Annotated in this window: 14 protein-coding genes; 7 read left to right on the top strand and 7 right to left on the bottom strand. The window is 63.1% G+C overall.

Features of this window, described 5'->3' with window-relative positions:
* Positions 1 to 2: 2 nt before the first annotated feature.
* Positions 3 to 1,415 (top strand): NADH:flavin oxidoreductase, encoded by a 1,413-nt coding sequence (locus ACOQPI_RS07465; protein WP_420619048.1) that lies wholly within the window; start codon positions 3 to 5, stop codon positions 1,413 to 1,415.
* Positions 1,416 to 1,430: 15 nt separating this feature from the next.
* Here the strand turns inward: ACOQPI_RS07465 and ACOQPI_RS07460 are convergent, their stop codons facing one another.
* Positions 1,431 to 2,174: a TetR/AcrR family transcriptional regulator gene (locus ACOQPI_RS07460; RefSeq protein WP_420619047.1), complete on the bottom strand. Its 744-nt coding sequence runs from the start codon at positions 2,172 to 2,174 to the stop codon at positions 1,431 to 1,433.
* Positions 2,175 to 2,249: 75 nt separating this feature from the next.
* On the opposite strand from ACOQPI_RS07460, the gene ACOQPI_RS07455 reads away from it, so the two are divergent.
* From ACOQPI_RS07455 to ACOQPI_RS07440, 4 genes are all read left to right on the top strand, one after another.
* Positions 2,250 to 3,533 carry a cytochrome P450 gene (locus ACOQPI_RS07455; protein WP_420619046.1) on the top strand — a complete coding sequence of 428 codons (1,284 nt, stop codon included), beginning with the start codon at positions 2,250 to 2,252 and terminating at the stop codon, positions 3,531 to 3,533.
* A 63-nt stretch (positions 3,534 to 3,596) separates the two neighbouring features.
* Positions 3,597 to 4,376, top strand: coding sequence for an enoyl-CoA hydratase-related protein (locus ACOQPI_RS07450; RefSeq protein ID WP_420619045.1), 780 nt, complete (start codon positions 3,597 to 3,599; stop codon positions 4,374 to 4,376).
* A 283-nt stretch (positions 4,377 to 4,659) separates the two neighbouring features.
* Positions 4,660 to 5,244 carry a hypothetical protein gene (locus ACOQPI_RS07445; RefSeq protein WP_420619044.1) on the top strand — a complete coding sequence of 195 codons (585 nt, stop codon included), beginning with the start codon at positions 4,660 to 4,662 and terminating at the stop codon, positions 5,242 to 5,244.
* Between the two features lie 9 nt (positions 5,245 to 5,253).
* Positions 5,254 to 5,994 (top strand): helix-turn-helix domain-containing protein, encoded by a 741-nt coding sequence (locus ACOQPI_RS07440; protein ID WP_420619043.1) that lies wholly within the window; start codon positions 5,254 to 5,256, stop codon positions 5,992 to 5,994.
* Here ACOQPI_RS07440 and ACOQPI_RS07435 read toward each other — a convergent pair.
* The 6 genes from ACOQPI_RS07435 to ACOQPI_RS07410 all read right to left on the bottom strand — a co-directional run bounded on the left by ACOQPI_RS07435 (position 5,981) and on the right by ACOQPI_RS07410 (position 13,523).
* Complete coding sequence (locus tag ACOQPI_RS07435) at positions 5,981 to 6,130, bottom strand: hypothetical protein (RefSeq protein ID WP_420619042.1); 150 nt, start codon at positions 6,128 to 6,130, stop codon at positions 5,981 to 5,983. The two genes, ACOQPI_RS07440 and ACOQPI_RS07435, sit on opposite strands and share 14 nt — an antisense overlap.
* A 1,212-nt stretch (positions 6,131 to 7,342) precedes the next feature.
* Entirely contained in the window at positions 7,343 to 7,813 is a 471-nt protein-coding gene (locus ACOQPI_RS07430) for a pyridoxamine 5'-phosphate oxidase family protein (RefSeq protein ID WP_420619041.1), read from the bottom strand.
* Positions 7,806 to 9,365, bottom strand: a complete 1,560-nt coding sequence (locus ACOQPI_RS07425) for an AMP-binding protein (protein ID WP_420619040.1) — start codon at positions 9,363 to 9,365, stop codon at positions 7,806 to 7,808. Before ACOQPI_RS07425 ends, ACOQPI_RS07430 begins: the two co-directional genes overlap by 8 nt.
* 11 nt (positions 9,366 to 9,376) lie before the next feature.
* Positions 9,377 to 10,396 carry a peroxiredoxin family protein gene (locus ACOQPI_RS07420; protein ID WP_420619039.1) on the bottom strand — a complete coding sequence of 340 codons (1,020 nt, stop codon included), beginning with the start codon at positions 10,394 to 10,396 and terminating at the stop codon, positions 9,377 to 9,379.
* 21 nt (positions 10,397 to 10,417) lie between these two features.
* A complete protein-coding gene (locus tag ACOQPI_RS07415; RefSeq protein WP_420619038.1) occupies positions 10,418 to 11,896 on the bottom strand; it encodes an ABC transporter substrate-binding protein in 1,479 nt (492 codons plus the stop codon).
* Between the two features lie 49 nt (positions 11,897 to 11,945).
* A complete protein-coding gene (locus ACOQPI_RS07410) occupies positions 11,946 to 13,523 on the bottom strand; it encodes a sulfatase (protein ID WP_420619037.1) in 1,578 nt (525 codons plus the stop codon).
* Positions 13,524 to 13,621: 98 nt separating this feature from the next.
* Between ACOQPI_RS07410 and ACOQPI_RS07405 the strand changes: the two genes are divergently transcribed.
* Together ACOQPI_RS07405 and ACOQPI_RS07400 are read left to right on the top strand one after the other, a co-directional pair.
* Complete coding sequence (locus ACOQPI_RS07405; RefSeq protein ID WP_420619036.1) at positions 13,622 to 15,823, top strand: MFS transporter; 2,202 nt, start codon at positions 13,622 to 13,624, stop codon at positions 15,821 to 15,823.
* Positions 15,823 to 18,714, top strand: a complete 2,892-nt coding sequence (locus ACOQPI_RS07400) for an ABC transporter permease subunit (RefSeq protein WP_420619035.1) — start codon at positions 15,823 to 15,825, stop codon at positions 18,712 to 18,714. The genes ACOQPI_RS07405 and ACOQPI_RS07400 overlap by 1 nt, the downstream gene beginning before the upstream one ends.
* Positions 18,715 to 18,738: the final 24 nt, after the last annotated feature.

Below are 18,738 nucleotides of genomic sequence, written 5' to 3'. Positions count from 1 at the left end.
TGATGCCCCGGTTCAAGCAGGTGAAAAACCTGATCAGCTTGGCCGCTCTGCGCGACTACTTGGGGGATCTCGGGATCGATATTCCAATCGACGAGGAGGTGGACCCCGCCGGCGCGCTGGCCCGGCCGATGGAGATCACCGACGGCTCAGCCGGCACCCACGCCGCGCCCAATCGCTGGGCGGTGCTGCCCATGGAGGGCTGGGACGGAGATACCGACGGGCGGCCGTCTGATCTGGTCCGCCGCCGCTGGGACCGGTTCGCGGCCAGCGGCACCGGGCTGGTGTGGGGCGAGGCCACCGCGGTCCGCCCTGACGGCCGGGCTAACCCCCGCCAACTGGTGCTCAACGAGAGCACAGTTGATGATCTCGCTGCCCTACGAGATCGGCTTGACCCCTCACAGGTGACGGTGCTCCAACTCACCCACTCCGGCCGCTATGCCCGGCCCACCGCGGCGGGTCCAGCCCCCAAAACGGTGTACCAGCACCCCCTGCTGGATGCCCGGGTGGACTCCGGGGCAGCCGAGGTACTCACCGACGACGAGCTCGACGAGCTAGTCGAGCAGTTCATCCACCGAGCGGTGCTGGCCCACCAGGCCGGGTTCGACTTTGTCGACGTCAAGGCCTGCCACGGCTACCTGGGGCACGAGTTCCTCTCCGCCTTCGATCGCCCCGGTCCCTACGGCGGCGATCTGGAGGGCCGCACCCGCTTCCTGCAATCCATCATCACTGGTATCCGCGCCAAAGCCCCCACCCTCGGCGTGGCTGTGCGCCTGTCGCTGTTCGACTTCGTCCCCCATACCGCGGGCCTCAGCGGCGTGGGCACCCCCGAAACTCTCGACCCTTACCCGCTGGCCTTCGGCGGCGACGGATCGGGAGTGGGCGTCGACCTGACCGAAACCCACCAGTTGCTCGACATGCTGGGTGAGTTGGGGGTCGGATTGGTGTGCGCCTCAGCGGGCAGTCCTTACTACGTGCCCCACATCCAGCGGCCCGCCTACTTCCCCCCCTCCGACGGCTATCAGCCCCCTGAAGACCCCTTGGTCGGTGTGGCCCGCCTGATTGCCGCCACCGCTGAAATAGCTGGCCAGCATTCAGACACGACGGTGCTGGCCGCCGGCTTGTCATACCTACAGGAATGGCTGCCCAACGTCGGCCAAGCCCTGGTGACCGCGGGGATCGCCGACGCCGTCGGCCTGGGCCGCATGATTCTGTCGTACCCGCATCTGCCAGCCGATGTGCTGGCCGGTCGTGAGCTCGACCGGCGCCTCATCTGCCGCACCTTCTCCGACTGCACCACCGCCCCCCGCAGCGGACTGATCTCGGGGTGCTACCCGCTGGACGACTTCTACAAGCAGCGAGAAGAACGCATTCAGCTCGCGGCGTTCAAGAAAGAGGCCAAGGCCCGCCTGCGCTGAACCCTGGGAAAGAAATCAGCCCTCGGGGGGAGGCCGGAGCGCCCCCAGGCAAAAGCCCCATAGTCCATCGAACCGGGTGTGAGTGGAGCCCACTCGACCGAGTGCAAAAATATGGGCGGCCAGCGAGACATCGAAGAAGAGATCGGACAGTTGCTCCACCTCGATGTCCGATCGGACTGATCCGTCGACCACCCCGTCGGCGATGATTCCGGATATGAGCTGCCGCAGGGGATCCCAGGCCAGCCGCAGTCCTTCGGGCCGAGTGGCGGCCAATTGGTTGTGCAGCGTGGCCATGGAGCGGACGATCTTCGCTGGGGGCGCATCTTGGCCTCGAATGAAGTCCCACAGAGTCCGGACACAAGTCTCTAGCCTGACCAGCGGAGGGGCTCCACCCTGAACGGTGTCGGGGATGTGTTCCACAAGCTGGGTGATCAGCTCCTCGAACAGCGCCAAGACGAGGTCGTCCTTGGAAGAGAACAGCTGGTAGAAGCGCCGCAGCGAGCCTCCCGAGCGCTGCACCACGTCTTGCACGGTGAACTCCACCGATCCCTCCTCTTCGAGAAGGGCTAGCGCGGCGTGAACAAATTCGCCGCTGCGAGCCAAGGCCTGGACTCGAGCGCTGTCCAGCGACCGCTCGAGCATGCGCTGCTCCCAAGTGCTGAGCGCAACCAGCTCGGAATCTTCGTTCTCTACTTGGATATCTGTGTTCTCAACACTGACATCTATGTTCTCAGTGTCAATATCTATGTTCTCAGGCATATCTTTCCTGTTCTCATAGTTGATATTGTAGTTCTCGCGTGCAAGAATGGGATTCTCACCAAGGAGAAGCGGGTTATGTCACCCTCCACACTAGCCACCGCGATCGACCTGACTGACATGGACATGTTCGCCGTGCGTGAGCCCTACGAGGTGTATGACGAGCTGCGAGCCCACTCTCCCATCTGGTGCCATCCCGCAACCGCCACCCATGAAGAACCGTTCTGGCTGGTCACCTCCCACGATCTCATCACCAAAGCCCACCGGATGGGCCCGGTGCTCTCCCATCAAACCGGTCCGGGCCGAGACGGCGCCGGCGGAATCACCCTCCCCGACGTAGAAATGGGCCCCGGAATCATGATGATCATGACCGACCCGCCCGATCACACCCGCTACCGGAAGCTAGTGAGCAAGGGGTTCACCCCTCGGATGGTGCGCAAGCTGGAGGACTGGCTCCGCATCCGCAGCCACCTAATCATCGATGCACTCGACGGTCGCACTGAGGGCGATTTCGTGGTCAACTTGGCCTCCGAGCTTCCACTCATGGCCATCGCCGAGATCATCGGGGTCCCCCAGGAAGACCGCCACAAGCTGTTCGAGTGGACAAATTCGGCCATCGGGCGGTTCGATCCCGAATTCCTGAACGAGCACGATCCCTACTCGCCGCAAAATGGGACGATGGACGCCTTCAATATGACCATCTACGCCCAGCAGCTCACCGAGGAGAAGCGCCGCTGCCCCCGCGACGACCTGATGACCAAGCTGGCGCAGGCCGAGGTGACCATGGCCGACGGGACGGTAACCGAACTCAACGATCTGGAGCTATCGCTCTTTTTCACCTTGCTCGTCATCGCCGGCAACGAAACCACCCGCAATTCAATCACCCACGGGCTGCTCGCCTTCCAAGAATTCCCCGATCAGTGGGAGCTGCTGCGCCGTCATCCCGAGCTGATGCCCAGGGCGGTGGACGAGATTCTTCGATACGGCACACCGGTCCGGTACTTCCGCCGTACCGCCGCTGAAGACCTGGAACTGGGCGGGGCGCAGATCCGAGCCGGAGAAAAGGTTGCGCTGTGGTACACCGCGGGCAACCGCGACCCCAAGGTGTTCGACGATCCCCACCGCTTCGACATCACCCGCACGCCGAACCCCCACCTGGCCTTCGGCGGCGGTGGCGCCCACTATTGCCTGGGCGCCAACCTGGCCAAGCTGGAGCTGGAGGTCATGTTCGAAGCGCTGATCAACCGCCTCCCCGAAATCGAGGTGATCGGCCCGCCTGAGCGGCTGCGCGACCTCACCATCAACGGCATCAAGCACCTCCCGGTCCGCTACGGTCCGGTGGTCACCGCCCAGGCTGCCTAGCTTTCTTCGCTCCTTCCCCCCGATACTGTGGGGTACGGACTCAGCAGCAAAGGCAGGCGAGCAGTGCCCGATCTCCTGGTAGAAAAGCGCGACCACATCGTCACCGTCACCATCGACCGCCCCCCTGTCAATGCCGTCACCACCGCCACCATGGCCGAGATCCGAGACGTGTTCTCCACATTGGGCGACGACCGAGACGTGCGGGTCGCCATCTTCACCGGTGCCGGTGACAAGTCGTTCGTGGCGGGCGTGGATCTGAAGACCTCTGGAACCGAACCCCGCGACCAGCGGCCCCCCACGGAGCTGACCGACCCCGGATTGGTGGCCCGAGAAGCCATGTGGGCCATCATCGACTGCGCTGTACCGGTGATCGGGGCCATCAACGGCTACGCGCTGGGCGCCGGCCTGGCCTATGCCGCCTGCTGCGACATGCTGGTGGCCTCCGAGAACGCCACCTTCAGCACCCCTGAGATCAACGTCGGGCTTCTGGGGGCCAGCGCCCACCTTTCGCTGATGATGGGCCGCCACAAGGCCCGGGAGATGTTCCTCACCGGCGAGCAGGTGTCCGCACAGGAGATGTACCGCATCGGCGCGGTTCGAGAGGTGACCGCGCCCGACAAGCTCATGGACACCGCGCTGGAGCTGGCCCAAGAACTGGCCGCCAAGAGCCCGATCGCGCTGCGCATGGCCAAGGAATCGATGAACCGAATCGAGAACATGGAACTGCGGGAGGGCTACCGAACCGAGCAGGACTACACCACTCGCCTGATGCGCTTCGACGACTCCCGCGAGGCCCGCCGCGCCTTCCGGGAGAAGCGCGACCCCGAGTACAAGTGGCAATAGCTGAAAATATCCGACAACCCAGTTTGAATGCACTTTGAGTCTATGCTGAATACCCAGCCCAACGGAGAACGGATACCCAGGCCCCGGCCCGACAAAGGGGGTTGCTTCGAAACTGATGGCCTAATGTGGGGTCGTGGATCTGGATGAGGTGCATCTTGGGTCGATCAATTCGTTTGCAGTTCGGGTCGTTCATTTCGCTGAGTGTGTTGCCGAGGCTTACAAGATGGGACATGGTCCCGGGCCGCACAGGCGTCCTTGGAAGATTGGTTTCCAGCGCCAAGCAGTGTCGGTCTACGCCGAGACCCTTCCTTCCGCCTACTTGCGGGGCATAGCCGACACCAGCCGACGAACTGCCCTGCTCATGGATGGGGCGGAAGTCGAAAAGTCGACTGGGGCCAGTTGGGAAATTGTGACCGAGTTCCTTCGCTCCACTGCCGACGCCCTTGCCGAGAACCCGCAGGTAGCAGCGGTCGCCCAAGAAGCAGGCCGCTCCGACCTCGCGTCCTCCGCAACGGGGCTCGTCCGGTACGAGCGTTTCGCGCAACTGCTGAGCAAAGATGGCACCTCCCGGTTGCAGGATGCGGCGTCCACGGTGGCCGGTTACTGCCAAGCCCGCCTCGCGGTGGCCCCAACCGCCCAAGAACTCGAATGGATCATTTCCATCGCGGTGAACGAGCCGATCGAAGCCCTCGCCGAACGCAACGACTTATCCCCCAGGGGTATGTACCACCGTATAGAAGCCATGTGGAAACGCCTCGGGGTCAGCACCCCGGTACAGGGAGTGGCCCTCGCCGTGCAGAATGGCTGGATCGCGCCACCGCCCTACGCGCTTCGGCATCCGGGCGGCACGAGTGGCACTCTGGAGTAGATTCGGGTCGTGAATATCAGCACCGAGCATCTAGGGGTGATTCTCAGACATGCCTGCTGGATGGAACGGCACGCATCGCAGATAGCTGAAGCCTTCGAAGCTGGCCACGGACCCGGTGAGCACACCGACGCTGCCAGTGCCGACCTCCACAGACAAATCGGAAGCGTGTACCAGATGACGCTGTCGCCGCACTACCTGAGGTTAGTGGCCGACTCCTTTTGGCGCTGTTCGGATCTGATGGCAGCAATGAGCCCAGACGAACCGGCCATCGATAGCTGGAATACCGTTTCCTGCTATCTACAGGGAGTCTCAGAAACCGTTTCCAGCGGCCTCAACCATTCCCAGCCCAACGGCGACTCCGAATTCAACGACAACACCATGGAATTGCTGCGCTATGAGAAGCTTGCCACACTCATGCGCCCCGAGTTGGTGGGCGCACTGCACAACGCGGCCACCGCTGTCGCCGACTACTGCCGATTCTTCACGCCGCTCGCGCCCAACGACACGCAGTTAGCTTGCCTCAAAGCCCTAGCCGCCGGACAAAACCAGGACGATATTGCCAAGAACCTCGGATATTCCAAACGCCACATCCAACGAATACTGGCCGATATGTGGGATCAGTTCGGCGTCGATACCGCCCCCCAAGGTCTGGCTTTCGCCGCGGCCCAGGAGTGGGTCACCGTCCCTCCGAATACGGCATGGGAACACAACGTCCACGTTGGGGCCTGGAAACGTCTTACGGGTGGATGAACCTGCCCTTGCAGTACAGATCCCACTCGTACACCTCCTCGGAGTAGTACACCACCGCATTCCCGACAAGAACGGTCCAAGAGTCGAGATAGTGATAGAGTTCATAGCCATTTGACTCTTCACAGCCGTCGGGCATGTCTGACTGATAGCAGGTTCGGCTTCCTGAAACCGATGCCGGCGTGCCCCCAGGCGACCATAACCAGTGCTCGCACAACCGCCCCGGCTCAGGTACAAACTCGTCTGCTCGGTGGGTTATGCGAACCTCTCCGTATATATGCCGCCCCAACGACTCCGGATCTCCTGGCCGCGTTGGGTCTCCTACGGTGTCCTCGATCGGGCGGAAGGTGACTCCCTCATGCCGGTAAATGGCAGTTGGCTGAGGATTACGAGGGTCTTCTTCCTGTGCCACTGCCGGGGCGACAGTCAACATTGCCGCTATAGCTATGATGGCGATTACGGACTTCATCAGAGATCTCACCCATAGGGTGCAAAAGTACGGCCTTGATGCGTCTCAGGTATATAGCGATAAAAGTCTTCCCCCAGACAGAAGTGGTCCCACTGCGTAGTACGCTCGTTGTAATAGAATATGTAATTCCCAGAGCTTTCAGTCCAGGAATCCAAATACTGATTTAGGTGGTATCCGCCTGACCAGCCTCCCAAGGGTATGCAGGGGCGTGGGCAATTATTGAGTTGACAAGTGCGGTAGGCGCTATAGGAATAAGGTGTACCTCCTGAAGACCAACGCCATTCGGTACATTCATGTGTGACTACCGGGGGGATGTAAACGTCATCATCCTCCCTCGACAAGTACCAATAGCTGCTTCCGGAATTCGTGAATGTGATGTGTCTTTCATGACGAGTTGTCACTGATTCAGGGTCGCCGGGGCGATTTGTCTCTGACGCTGCGACGATCGCCTCATGTGCGGCCATCGCTTCAGGTGTCAGAACACCATTTGTGCTGTCGGAAGCCGATACTCCAATAGAAGCTAGAAGGATCATTAGGGCCACTCCGATAAGGACAGCAATTGTCTTATTCTTCATTTTAGTCCCTCCAGTCGCAGTACGGTCGGATTACATTCTTCTGGCAGATCACACCTTATGGTGTTAAGGCAGCAGAGTCAACGAAAAGCCATGTCAAAAGACGACAAGTTTTTGTCGTCTTTTGACAGCAGTTGTGTTTGACACTTATAGGACCAAGGTGTAATGAGGTGGCGAACTTCAGGCTATATCGCCCCTCAACACGTCATTTTGTCGGCAGAGTTCACCAACGTTCGCCGCTTGCTCTAAAGTAGGCACAAAGACAGAGGACTCTTCCCAGGTACAGGCCATCGGTGCTGATTCGGGAGTATTAGAACAGCTTGCTGTTGTCCCAGTTGAGGATCTTGCCCACCGGGGTGAGCTCGATGGTGGAGTTGAGGTTCTTCTCGTAGTAGTCCCGGGTCTGCTCGGGCATCACGTCTTGGGCGGTCCGATACGGGGCGTACTTCTCATCGAGGGCGACGGCAATCCTCTGGGCCAGCTCTTCGGAGGGTTCGATCACCCGGCCCACACACTCCACATGCACGGCCCGCAACTCGGCCCAACGATCACCGGCCTCCACCAAGAACGAGCAGCGCTGGTCGTTGCGCACCCGTACCACCTTCTTGCCCCGAGTGACCATGTAGATCTTCTGATCCAGCACCACGTACCACACCGGCAGGGCGATCGGCTGGCCGTTGGCCCGAAGCGTTGTGAAAACGCCGTTCACCGAGTTCTCCAGCATCTCCCAGCACTCCTCAGGCGACATTCGCACCGTGAGCTTGGTCTTCTTCTCAGCCATCGACCAGTTCCCTCAGCTCTCGTCGGAGGATCTTGCCTGAAGCCGACTTGGGAATGGCATCGGTGAACCGCACCTCTCCGAGGTGCTTGTAGGTGGCCATGTGATCGGCGACATGGGCCTTGACCGCCTGCTCATCGAGAGGGGAATCCGAGGCGGCAACCACGAATGCCAGCGGCACCTCGCCGCTCTCGTCGTCGGGGCGACCGACCACTGCGGCATCGGTGATCTGCGGGTGGTCCAGCAGCAGCGCCTCCAACTCGGCGGGGGCCACCTGAAACCCTTTGACCTTGATGAGCTCCTTCAGCCGATCGACGATGTAGACGTGGCCGTCGCCGTCGATCCGGGCTATATCTCCAGTGTGAAGCCAGCCGTCCTCGTCGATGGTCTCGGCGGTGGCCTCTGGGTTGTTGAGGTACCCCTTCATCACCTGGGGGCCGCGGATCCATAGTTCCCCCTCGACATCGATGGGCTGATCTTCGCCCGAGTCGGGGGCGACGATGCGAGCCTCGGTATTGGCCACCGTCAGGCCCACCGACCCCGGCTTGGAATTGCCTGGCGGGGTGGCATGGGAGATCGGGCTGAGCTCGGTCATCCCGTAGCCCTGCACCACATCGCAGCCGATTCGGTCCGATGCCTCCGCGGCCACCTCTGCTCCCAGCGGGGCCGCTCCCGAAAGCACCTGGCGCAGCGACGAAAGATCGAAGTCAGCCACCGCGGGGTGCTTGGCCAGCGCCAGAACGATGGGGGGAACGGCAAAAAACCGGGTCACTTGGTGCTGTTCGATGAGCGAAAGCGCCTGGGCCAAGTCGAAGCGGGGCATGGTCACCAGCGTCGCCCCGTGGTGAAGCTGGTCGTTCATGAGCACCTGCATGCCGTAGATGTGGAAGAAGGGCAGCACCGCCAGCACCACATCGCTGCCCTGGGACGCCACCGAGGAGGCGCACTGCTCGACGTTGTTCACCAGGTTGGCGTGGGTGAGCATCACCCCCTTGGGCAAACCGGTGGTGCCCGATGAATAGGGCAGCACCACCACGTCGGTGTGGGGGTCAACATCGACCTGCGTGATTGGGTCTCCCATCAGCGACTGCATGGGAACGCCCATGGTCGGGCTGGCGGCGTCGATTACCACCACATCGCCTGCCACTCCGGCCTGGTCCATTGCCTCTTGGGCCTGGGGGGCGAACCCGTAGGCAGCAAAGACCAGCTTCGCCCCCGAATCGGTGAGCTGGTAGGCGATCTCCTCCGCTCCGTAGGTGGGATTGACCGTGGTGACTGCTCCTCCCGCGACCGCCACCGCGTGGAACACCACCGGATACCACGGGGAATTCGGCGCTATCAGCGCGGCGACATCGCCTCGCTGGAAACCGCCCGAGGCCAATCCCCCAGCCAGGGAATACACCGACCGCTCGAGTTGGCCGAACGTCAGCGACCACTCCCCCGGCCCGTCGATCACCGCGGCCTGGTCGGCCAACTCCGCGGCCCGCTCCAGTACAAACCCCGTGGCCGGCTGGGAGCTCAGCGGCTCATCGGGCAAAGGGCTGGGATGAACCATCACGAGGTGGCTCAGGCGGGCGTGATGCCGTGGAACGGGCTACCAGCCGCCTGATACTCCTCGAGCAGCTTGAAGAACTCCTCGCCGAAGGGACTCTCACCCCGCAGCGGCATCGCCGCCCGGACCACGGTGAAGTCCAAAGGCGCGAGCTCGGCGGCGGCGTCGAAGTGGCGGACGGCCCCTTCCTCGTTTCCGGCCCGCCGCAGATGGGCGGCCAGTCGGAAGTGAAGGCGGGCAGCTACCTCATCGTCGCTGAGATCAGCGATCTCGCTGTCGGCGTCGTCGGGAACAACACCGTCGTGGACCCAGGCACGGATCTGGTCGAAGTGCCCTTGACAAGTTCGACCGGTGAATTCGCTGAACATGTCGCTTCCGAATTCGTTGGCATTGGGACGGGCGATTCGTCCCTGCTCGTCGATCCACACCACCGCGGGAACATTGCTTATGGCGTATGTCTCGGTCAGGATGTGGTTGGGGTCCATGAGCACCGGGTAAGTGACGCCATCGGCCAACACCCGTACCTCGTCGACGGCCTCGTCGATGGCCACTGCAATCACCATAAAGCCGTCGTCGGCCAGCTCATCGTGCAATTCCTGCCACCCGGGCAGGTCAAAGGCACATCCTCACCAACTGGAGAAGGCGACCAAGAGCCGCTTCTTGCCGACATAGTCCGAGAGGCTTCGCTCCGCGCCGTCGAGATCGGCAAGGGTGAAGTCGGGCGCCTGGCGATCTCGCAGCGCTGCCTGGCGAGTGGCGTTGGGCTGGCCCAACACCACAACGCTGGCGTCAGGGTCAATCACGGTGGGCTGATCCACTGCATTGGCCACCGCGGCCAAATCAAGCTTGTCGCCCACCCGGATTGCCGAGCCGTCTCCGACCAGTACGCATTGATCGCCGCGGCAAAGCCCCTCCGGTTTCAGCGTCCAGCCGACGGCGGCGGAGAGGGCACCGGGCTCGATCAGCGGGCGTCCATCGGCCCACTCTCCGGTGGCAGTGGCCACCTCGTCGCCCAGGATGGTAATTGTCGTCATGCCAGGAACTCCTTGGGTTTGCTACTCAACGGAATCGGTGGGAATCGGATCGCCCACCGGCAGCCAGGATCTTGCTTCGGGTGCATACTCATATCGACGCACCATCGAGCCAGCCGAGTGTTGATCGGGGGAGAGGGCCGCTCCAGCCATGGCTGGGAGATCAAATGTACCCAAGCCCTCGGCGGCGGCAACGAATGTCTCGGGGGTGATGTTCCCTCCGGCCGCCTCCAAGATCTTCACGGTCAACGCGAAGGCCCGACAGTGGTTGGTGGCGCTGCCAACCACCTCGTTATCGGACAGATCAAGCGGCTCATCTCCGAAACGCTCTTCGTAGGCGGCGATGCAGGCTTGAACCTCAGGATCGGCCAGGGACTCCTCCGGGCTGGGCTTGTCGGTTGTAACCGCAAAGGTTCGAGCCAATGCCTCGTCAGTGAGGGACAGATCGTCGGAGATAGTAGTGCGGTCGGCGGCCTGTCCATTGGTTAGGGCAATGGGAACATCCCAGCCGATCCTCTGCGTCGACTGGATAATGCCGTGTACGTTCGAGAGGTTGACAATCATGTCTACTCCGTCGGCCTCCATACGCTGGGCGATGTTGTCGGTGGCCTGCTGGTTTGCCACCGTGTCGCTCAGGGGGGCACCCCTCGGGTAGACCCCCACCACATTGACGCCCGCTTCCTCTAACAGCGGCTGCACCGCATCGGCGTACTCCTTGTCGGGAGGGGCCTCGTAGTAAATGCCCACGTTGTGGCCCTCGAGATCGCCAGCCCGGATCATCTCAGCAACTCCTCCCACCCGCATGCGCGTTTGGTTCATCTCAGTTGCGAAGAACAGGCCGTTGGAGCGGGCCTGGCGTTCGGCGTTCTCGCCGAAGTGCCCGACATAAGGGTGACCGTAGGTCTCGGTGATGCAGAGGGCGTAGTCCTCAAGGAACTGGCCGATGACAACAAAGACCTTCTTGTCCTCCATCAATTCGAGGCATGTCTCTTCGTTGGGGGCTGGGCCAATGGGGAAGAACAGGCTGACATGAACAACGGCGGTGCGGCCGTGGATGCCGCCCCGCTGGTTCAAGTCGTCGGCCAAGGCGGCGTAATAGTCCTCCAGCGGGAACGGGCTGAGGTCGATTCCCATCGATGCCAGCGTCTCAAGGTCGATGGCGGCCACACCAACGTGGATCTCCGTCTCGGTTACCCCCTGGTAGCTGGCGATGAGCTCCACCGGCGTGGGGGCTGGCGTCGGCTCTGCGGGGGCCTCGGCTGGCTCATCGGCTGGCTCGTCGGCCGGTTGTTCGGCGGGCTCCTCAGCAGGCTCCTCCGCGGGGGCCTCAACGGTTTCCTCTGCGGTTTCCTCGGCCGGTGCAGCCGTCTGCTCCTCAGCCGCGGCTGGCTCCGCGGTGTCGGCCGAGCCGTCATCATCGTTTCCACCACAAGCCGCGGCCACCAACGCCAAAACGGCAATCAGCCACCACCATCTTCTAGCGGTCCCAGAACCCCTGTTCATGCCGGGCATGCTCTTTCTCCAATGCTGTGGCTGGATAGGTGTAGGCACGTCATTTGAGCCCCAAGCGAGCGTATTGCTCATCGGGCGCGTCCACATCGTTGAGCGCGGTGTGGAGCAGATCGATCATCTCTTCGGCAGATGGCTCGTGGCTGCGGTTCTCCTGCTCGTTGGGGTCGACGTCGAGGTCGAACAGGAAGTGGCGGTCGTTGCAGGCATTCACCGCTATCCACAGGGGAAGCTTGTCGCCCGGCTCGTAGGGCTGGCGGATCACCGGAACCTCCGAACCCGGCATCGTGTCGAGCCAGGCCCGGTGGTCGGGCGGGGGCAGACCGGGCATGCCGATGTCGCCGAACGGCATGGTGGACCACCGGTTGGACCACATCGAGATGGGGAAGTTCTCGCCCTCGGCTCCTCGAGCGTACTTGTGCTGGCCGTCGGTCACCTGCACCCAGCCGCCGAACACCCCGCCCAGCGCCCACTCTCGGATGGAGTCAGCCTCGCCGCTCAGCAGCGGGACCATGGAGCGGCCGTGGGTGGTCTGCCTCACCTCGGCATCGAAGACGTCGGCCACAGTGGCGAAGATGTCCACGTTGGTGGTCAGCGCCTCGCACACTCCTCCGCCGGGCTTGCCCGGCCAAGAAATTAACAGCGGTGTGTGGCCCAGCGGCTCGTACTGGGGCACGCCGGGCTTGCCCCAGACATCTCGGCCCTCCCGCTCGTCACCCAGGTAGTGGCCGTGGTCGGTACACACGATCAGCGCGGTGTCGTCCCACAGGTCTTGCTCGTCGAAGCGGTCCAGGATCTGTCCGAACCAGTGGTCGATCATCGACAGCTTGGCCCCGTAGTTGGCCCGCACGTGGCGGCCCTCCTTCTCCGAGAAGTGGCCCGAGGCGATGCCCCCGTCAACGTAGGGCGGCCAGATGATCCACTCCTCGTCCCCCCACGGCTCGTCGTGATAGCGGCCGGCCCACGGCGCAGGAGTGTCGAACGGCTCGTGGGGATCGAACTCGTCCACGAACATGAACCACCGGTCGTGATGGGGCGTGTCCTGGGCCAAGAACCGGGCCGCCGCGCTCATCGTCATCGGCCCGGGATAGTCCTCTTCAGCCCGGAAGAACGTGCGCGACCGGTCGTAGGCCCGATCGATGTCCTCAATCCCCCACATCTTGGCCCACCACCAGCCGCCCTTGCGGGCCGGCATGGTCGGGGTTCCGGCCCAGGAGGGGTCGTAGTAAGTGCGCCACGGATCGCCCTCGTGGCCCCGCAAGTAGTCCCAGCAGTGGAAATCGGTGTGGTAGTTCTCCCCGCCAGTCTCGAACAGATGGGGATGATCGGTGACCAGCGCAGTGATCACCCCCTGGTGGCGCAGAACCCGGGTAATGGGCTCCTCCCAGAGCTCGATCGACCCCCACGGCTTCCACAGAAAGTCCAACGCCCCGCACAAAATGTCGTGGCGAGCCGGCATACACGGCAGCGACCCCGTCACATGTCGTGTGAACCGAGTAGCCCGCTCAGACGCGAACCGGTCCAGATTCGGCGTCTCGAACTCGGTGCCCCCGTAGCTCCCCAACATGTGCCGATTCAGCGAATCCAGCAAAACGACCGCGACGTTGGAAGGTCCGCTCATCACATCTCCTGGCTTGGCTCTGACATCGAGTCGATCTGGTCACGCTAGTCTCATGGGCCATCGCAGGCGGAATAAGCCTGTTCAATTCGGGGGGACCGTTGGCCGAGGAACATGCCCAGGGCGAGTCGATAGACGCACTGGCCACAACGGTGCTCGAGGGCGAGGCTGCTCGGCGCGATGCCCAAAAGGCCGACGTGTTGTTCCCCGACGACTTGCTGCCCGGGGTGGGGGGCGAGCAGACCACCCTCAAGGAGGGCCTGCGCAAAGGCGGATTCCAGACCTTCGTCGTGCTTTTGGCGCTGAACAGCCTCGACGAGCTGGAGAACAGCGCGGTGGCCATCTTGGGGCCCGACATCGGCGAAACATTCGGGGTGAGCGACGGGGCCATCACCGCCATCAGCACGGCCTCGCTCATGTTCTTTGTCCTGGGCGCCGGCCCGATGGGCTGGCTGGCCGACCGCTTTCGCCGCGGTCCCATCGTGGGCATCGCCAGCGGGGCCTTCGCCGCCTTCAGCGCCCTGTCGGGGGCGGCAGTGAACGCCCTGATGTTCTTCTTCATGCGGTTCTTCGCCGGCATGTCCAAGGCCAACACCATCACCGTGCATCCCAGCATGCTGGCCGACACCTATCCACTCCAGACCCGGGGCCGCATGTACGCCACCAACGCCGGAGTGGGCCGGGTGTTTTCTGCGATCAGCCCGATTTTGGCCGGGGGCATCGCGGTGTGGATTGGAGGAGGCGACGGATGGCGCTGGGCGTTCTATCTGCTCGGACTGCCCACCGCGGCTTTGGCGATATTTGCGTTCTTCTTGAGAGAGCCGCCCCGAGGCCAATGGGAGCAAAAACACGTGCTGGGCGCGGGGCTCAAGCAGGACAACAAGATGCCCATCTCAGTGGAGGCCGCCTTCGCCCGCATATGGAATATCGACTCCATTCGCAACATGACCATCGCGTTCGCCGCCATGGGCTTCGCCCTCTTCCCGGCCGGTTCGATTCAGTCGTTCTTTTTGGAGGAAGAATTCGGCCTCGACGCCTTAGAGCGCGGCCTGGCGGTTGCCCCCGCAGGGTTCGGGCTGATCTTGTTCCTGCCGTTTGTCGGGCGCCGGTTCGATGCCACATTCCGCAAAGATCCCAATCGAGCGCTGCTGCTGATAGGAGTGTTGCTAGTACCCATCGGGGTGCTGGTTCCCATCCAGTACGCGATGCCCAACCTGGCTCTGTTCATGGTGTTCTCCGCGATCAATTCCACGCTGCTGGGCGGGGCCTTCGCCATGGTGCAGCCGGCCATCCAGGCGGTGTTCCCCTACCGCCTGCGAGGCATGGGCACCGCCATCTTGACCTTCTTCATGGTCATGGTGGGCGGTGTGGGAGGCAGCATCATCGCTGGCTTCCTCCAAAATGAGCTCGGCGAGCAAACCGCTATCACCATCATCACCGCGGTAGCCATGCCTATCGGCGCCTACTTCGTGCTGCGGGGGGCCGGCCGGCTGCGGCGCGATCTCTCCCTGGTGGTTGGCGAGCTGAGAGAAGAACAAGAAGAAGAGCGCCGCCAAGCTGAAACCGACCCCGACGACATCCCGGCCATCCAAGTGGTCGATGTCGATTTCAGTTACGGACAAGTGCAGGTGCTGTTCGACCTCGGCTTCGAGGTGCGCAAACAGGAGACGCTGGCTTTGTTGGGCACCAACGGTGCGGGGAAGTCCACCGCGCTCAAGGTGATCACCGGCCTAGTGACCCCTGAGCGGGGAGTGGTGCGCTTGCACGGTCAGACCATCACGTTCGCCACTCCCGAGCAGCGGGCCGCCATGGGATTGCACATGCTGCCCGGTGGGGCCGGGGTTTGGAGCGACCTGTCGATCCGCGACAACTTGCTCATGGGGGCCTACGCCTACCGTAAGGACCCCGACGACCGGGACCGCCGCATCGAGAGGGCCTTCGATTTGTTCCCCGACCTGGCCCATCGGCCCAAAGAGCGAGCCGGCAACCTATCCGGCGGCCAGCAGCAGATGCTGGCGCTGGCCCGGGTGATGCTGCACGAGCCCGAGGTGCTGATGATCGACGAGCTGTCGCTGGGTTTGGCCCCGGTGGTGGTGCAGTCGCTGCTGGAGACCATCGAAGAGCTCAAAGCCCAGGGCCAGACCATGATCATCGTCGAGCAGTCGCTGAACGTGGCGTTGGCCATTTCCGATCGCGCCGTGTTCTTGGAGAAGGGGCAGGTGCGCTTCGAGGGTCCGGCCCAAGAGCTGGCCGAGCGGGATGATCTGGCCCGAGCGGTGTTCCTGGGCACCGAGGGCGGCTGATGGCCTACGCCTCCGCCCCGGTGCTTGGAACCTGGATTACCCAGCAACTGGCGTTCGACGGGGTGGTCAACGGGTTGGTGACCGGACTGGTGGCCATGGGCATCGTGCTGATCTACCGCTCCACCCGGGTGATCAACTTCGCAGTGGGCAACATGGGGATCATCTCCGCCTCCATGATGGCGTTGCTGATGCTGAACTATGGCTGGCCGTTCTGGCTGGCCCTGGTGGTCTCGCTGGCGCTGGGCGTGCTGTTCGCCGCCGCGGTGGAGCTGACCGTTATCCGCCGCCTGTTCAAATCACCCCGGGTGATCGTGCTGGTGGCCACGGTGGGCATCGCCCAACTGGCCCAGCTCGTTGTCTCCCAACTCCCCGACATCGAGGCCGCCGGGCAGAGATACCCGGTGTTCATAGGCTCGATCTGGGAGGACGTCTGGTTCACCGATATTCGCGTGCGCGGCCCCCAGCTCACCATCCTCATAGTGGTGCCGTTGCTGGCCATGCTGCTGGGCTGGCTGATGAACCGAACCACATTCGGCAAGTCGGTGGCCGCCTCAGCCAACAACCCTGAACTCTCCCGCTTGTCGGGGATCAACCCCAAAACAGTGTCCACCTTCGTGTGGGTGATGGCCGGGCTGTTGGCCTCGATTTCGATGGTCATGCTCTCGGGGTCAACCGGGCAAATCGCTGGCCTGGCCAATCTCGGGCCCCAGACCCTGGGAAAGGCGATGGTGGCCGCGGTACTGGCCGCCATGGTCTCCTTCCCCCGGGCCATGCTGGCCGGGGTGCTGATCGGCGTGCTCGAAGCCCTGTTTCGCTTCAACTTCTTCACAGAGACCGGGCTCATTGACTTCGTCATCTTCTTGGCGGTGCTGGTGGCGGTGTATTTCCAGAGCCGCAGCCAGGGCGAGACCGGGGTTTTCTCCTTCACTCCCAAGATGCGGCCAATCCCCGAGCGGCTGCGGGAGGTGTGGTGGTTGCGGCATCTGAACCGGATCGGGCTGGGTGCGCTGTTGGTGCTCGGCATCGTGTTAGTGCAACTTCCCGGCATCACCAACCTGCCTTCTCGCCAACTCCTGTACGCCACTGTGCTGTGCTTCGCGGTCTGCGGCGTTTCGGTCACCATCATCACCGGGTGGGCTGGCCAGCTCTCCTTGTCTCAGATGACCTTCGCCGGCATGGGTGCCCTGTTCGCCGCCGGGCTCAAGCGGGGCCTGTCCATGGACTTCACGGTGGGAACCGGGTTCTTGCCCGGCGACGCTTTGTCGTACGACTTCTTCGACGTCCAGTTCGAGGCCAGCGGTATACCGTTCATGGTGGCCATCCCGGTGGCCGGGCTGTTCTCCGCGTTGGTGGCCGCAGTGATCGGAGTGGGGTCGCTGCGGGTACGCGGCCTCTACCTGGCGGTGACCACATTCGTGTTCGCACTGGCCGCCCAGCAGTACCTCTATCGGCGACCGTTCTTTTCCGGGGGCAACGCGTCGTCGGTATCGTTTCGCAGGGGCGAGCTGTTCGGGCTAGACCTCAGGTCGCAGAAGACCTACTACTACGTCTGCTTGGCCTTCCTGGTGATCGTGGTCATCATCGTCAGTCGGCTGCGCCGCTCGGGAGTGGGACGCACCATCATCGCGGTGCGCGACAACTCAGATTCTGCGTCGGGTTACACGGTCGGGCCGGTGCGCTCGAAGCTGTCTGCGTTTGCGATGGCCGGAGGCATCGCTGGTCTGGGCGGCGCCATGTTGGCCGGGCTGGTGCAAAACGTCCCCATTGGTGAGCGCTTCTTCCAGGTCGAGAACTCGTTGCAGATTGTCGGAATGGTGGTGATCGGCGGGCTCGGATCGTCAATCGGCGCAGTGCTGGGGGCGATCTGGATCCACGGACTCCCCAATCTGTTCAACAGCGCTGAAACGGTTGCGCTGTTCTCCTCCAGCATCGGACTCCTGCTGGTGCTCATGTACTTCCCCGGCGGGCTGATTCAGATCGCCTACAGCGCCCGCAACGCTCTTATCGGCATGGCCGAGCGGCGATTGGGCCCCGACCCCGGGGGCAAGACCGTGCAGGCCGCGCCCACCAGCCTGACCCGACTTGAAGACCCCCGGCCCTCCACCGACCCTATGCTGGCGGGGCGCGACATCTCCGTGCGCTTCGGCGGAGTGGAGGCGGTGTCGGAGGCCACCGTGGTGGTGCGTCCCGACGAGATCGTGGGCCTTATCGGGACCAACGGCGCCGGCAAGTCGACGTTCATGAATGCGGTAGGCGGGTATGTGCCGTCCAGCGGTCGGGTGGAACTGCTCGGTGCCGACATCACCCGGCTTTCCGCTCCCCGGCGGGCCCGCGCCGGGCTGGGCCGCACCTTCCAGACCGCTGCCCTGTTCCCCGAGCTGACGGTGCGGGAGACGGTGCAGGTGGCCCTAGAGGCTCGGGGTCGAACGCCGATTGTGAGCACCGCCTTGCATTTGCCCCACAGTTTCACCCTGGAGCGCCGACGGCGGGCCGAGGCCGATGAGCTGATCGACTACCTGGGGCTGGGGCGCTACGCCGACTCCTACATCAGCGACCTGTCCACCGGCACCCGACGCATCGTGGAGATCACCGGCCTGTTGGCCCTGGGCGCCCGAGTGCTGTGCCTTGACGAGCCCACCGCCGGAGTGGCCCAGCGGGAGACCGAGGCATTCGGCCCGCTCATCGTCAACATCCGCCGGGAGTTGGGCGCGGCAATGCTGATCATCGAGCACGACATGCCCCTGATCATGAGCATCAGCGACCGGGTGTACTGCCTGGAGGCCGGCAAGGTCATCGCCGAGGGATCACCCTCCGAGGTGCGCAACGACCCCCTCGTGATCGCCAGCTATCTCGGCACCGACGAGCGGGCCATCGCCATCAGCGACGTCTGACCCGCAAGGCTGGAGTCTCACTCT

The sequence above is a fragment of the Candidatus Poriferisocius sp. genome (genome assembly GCF_965219815.1).
GTDB lineage: Bacteria > Actinomycetota > Acidimicrobiia > Acidimicrobiales > Bin134 > Poriferisocius.
This window is presented reverse-complemented; position numbering and strand designations above follow the sequence as displayed.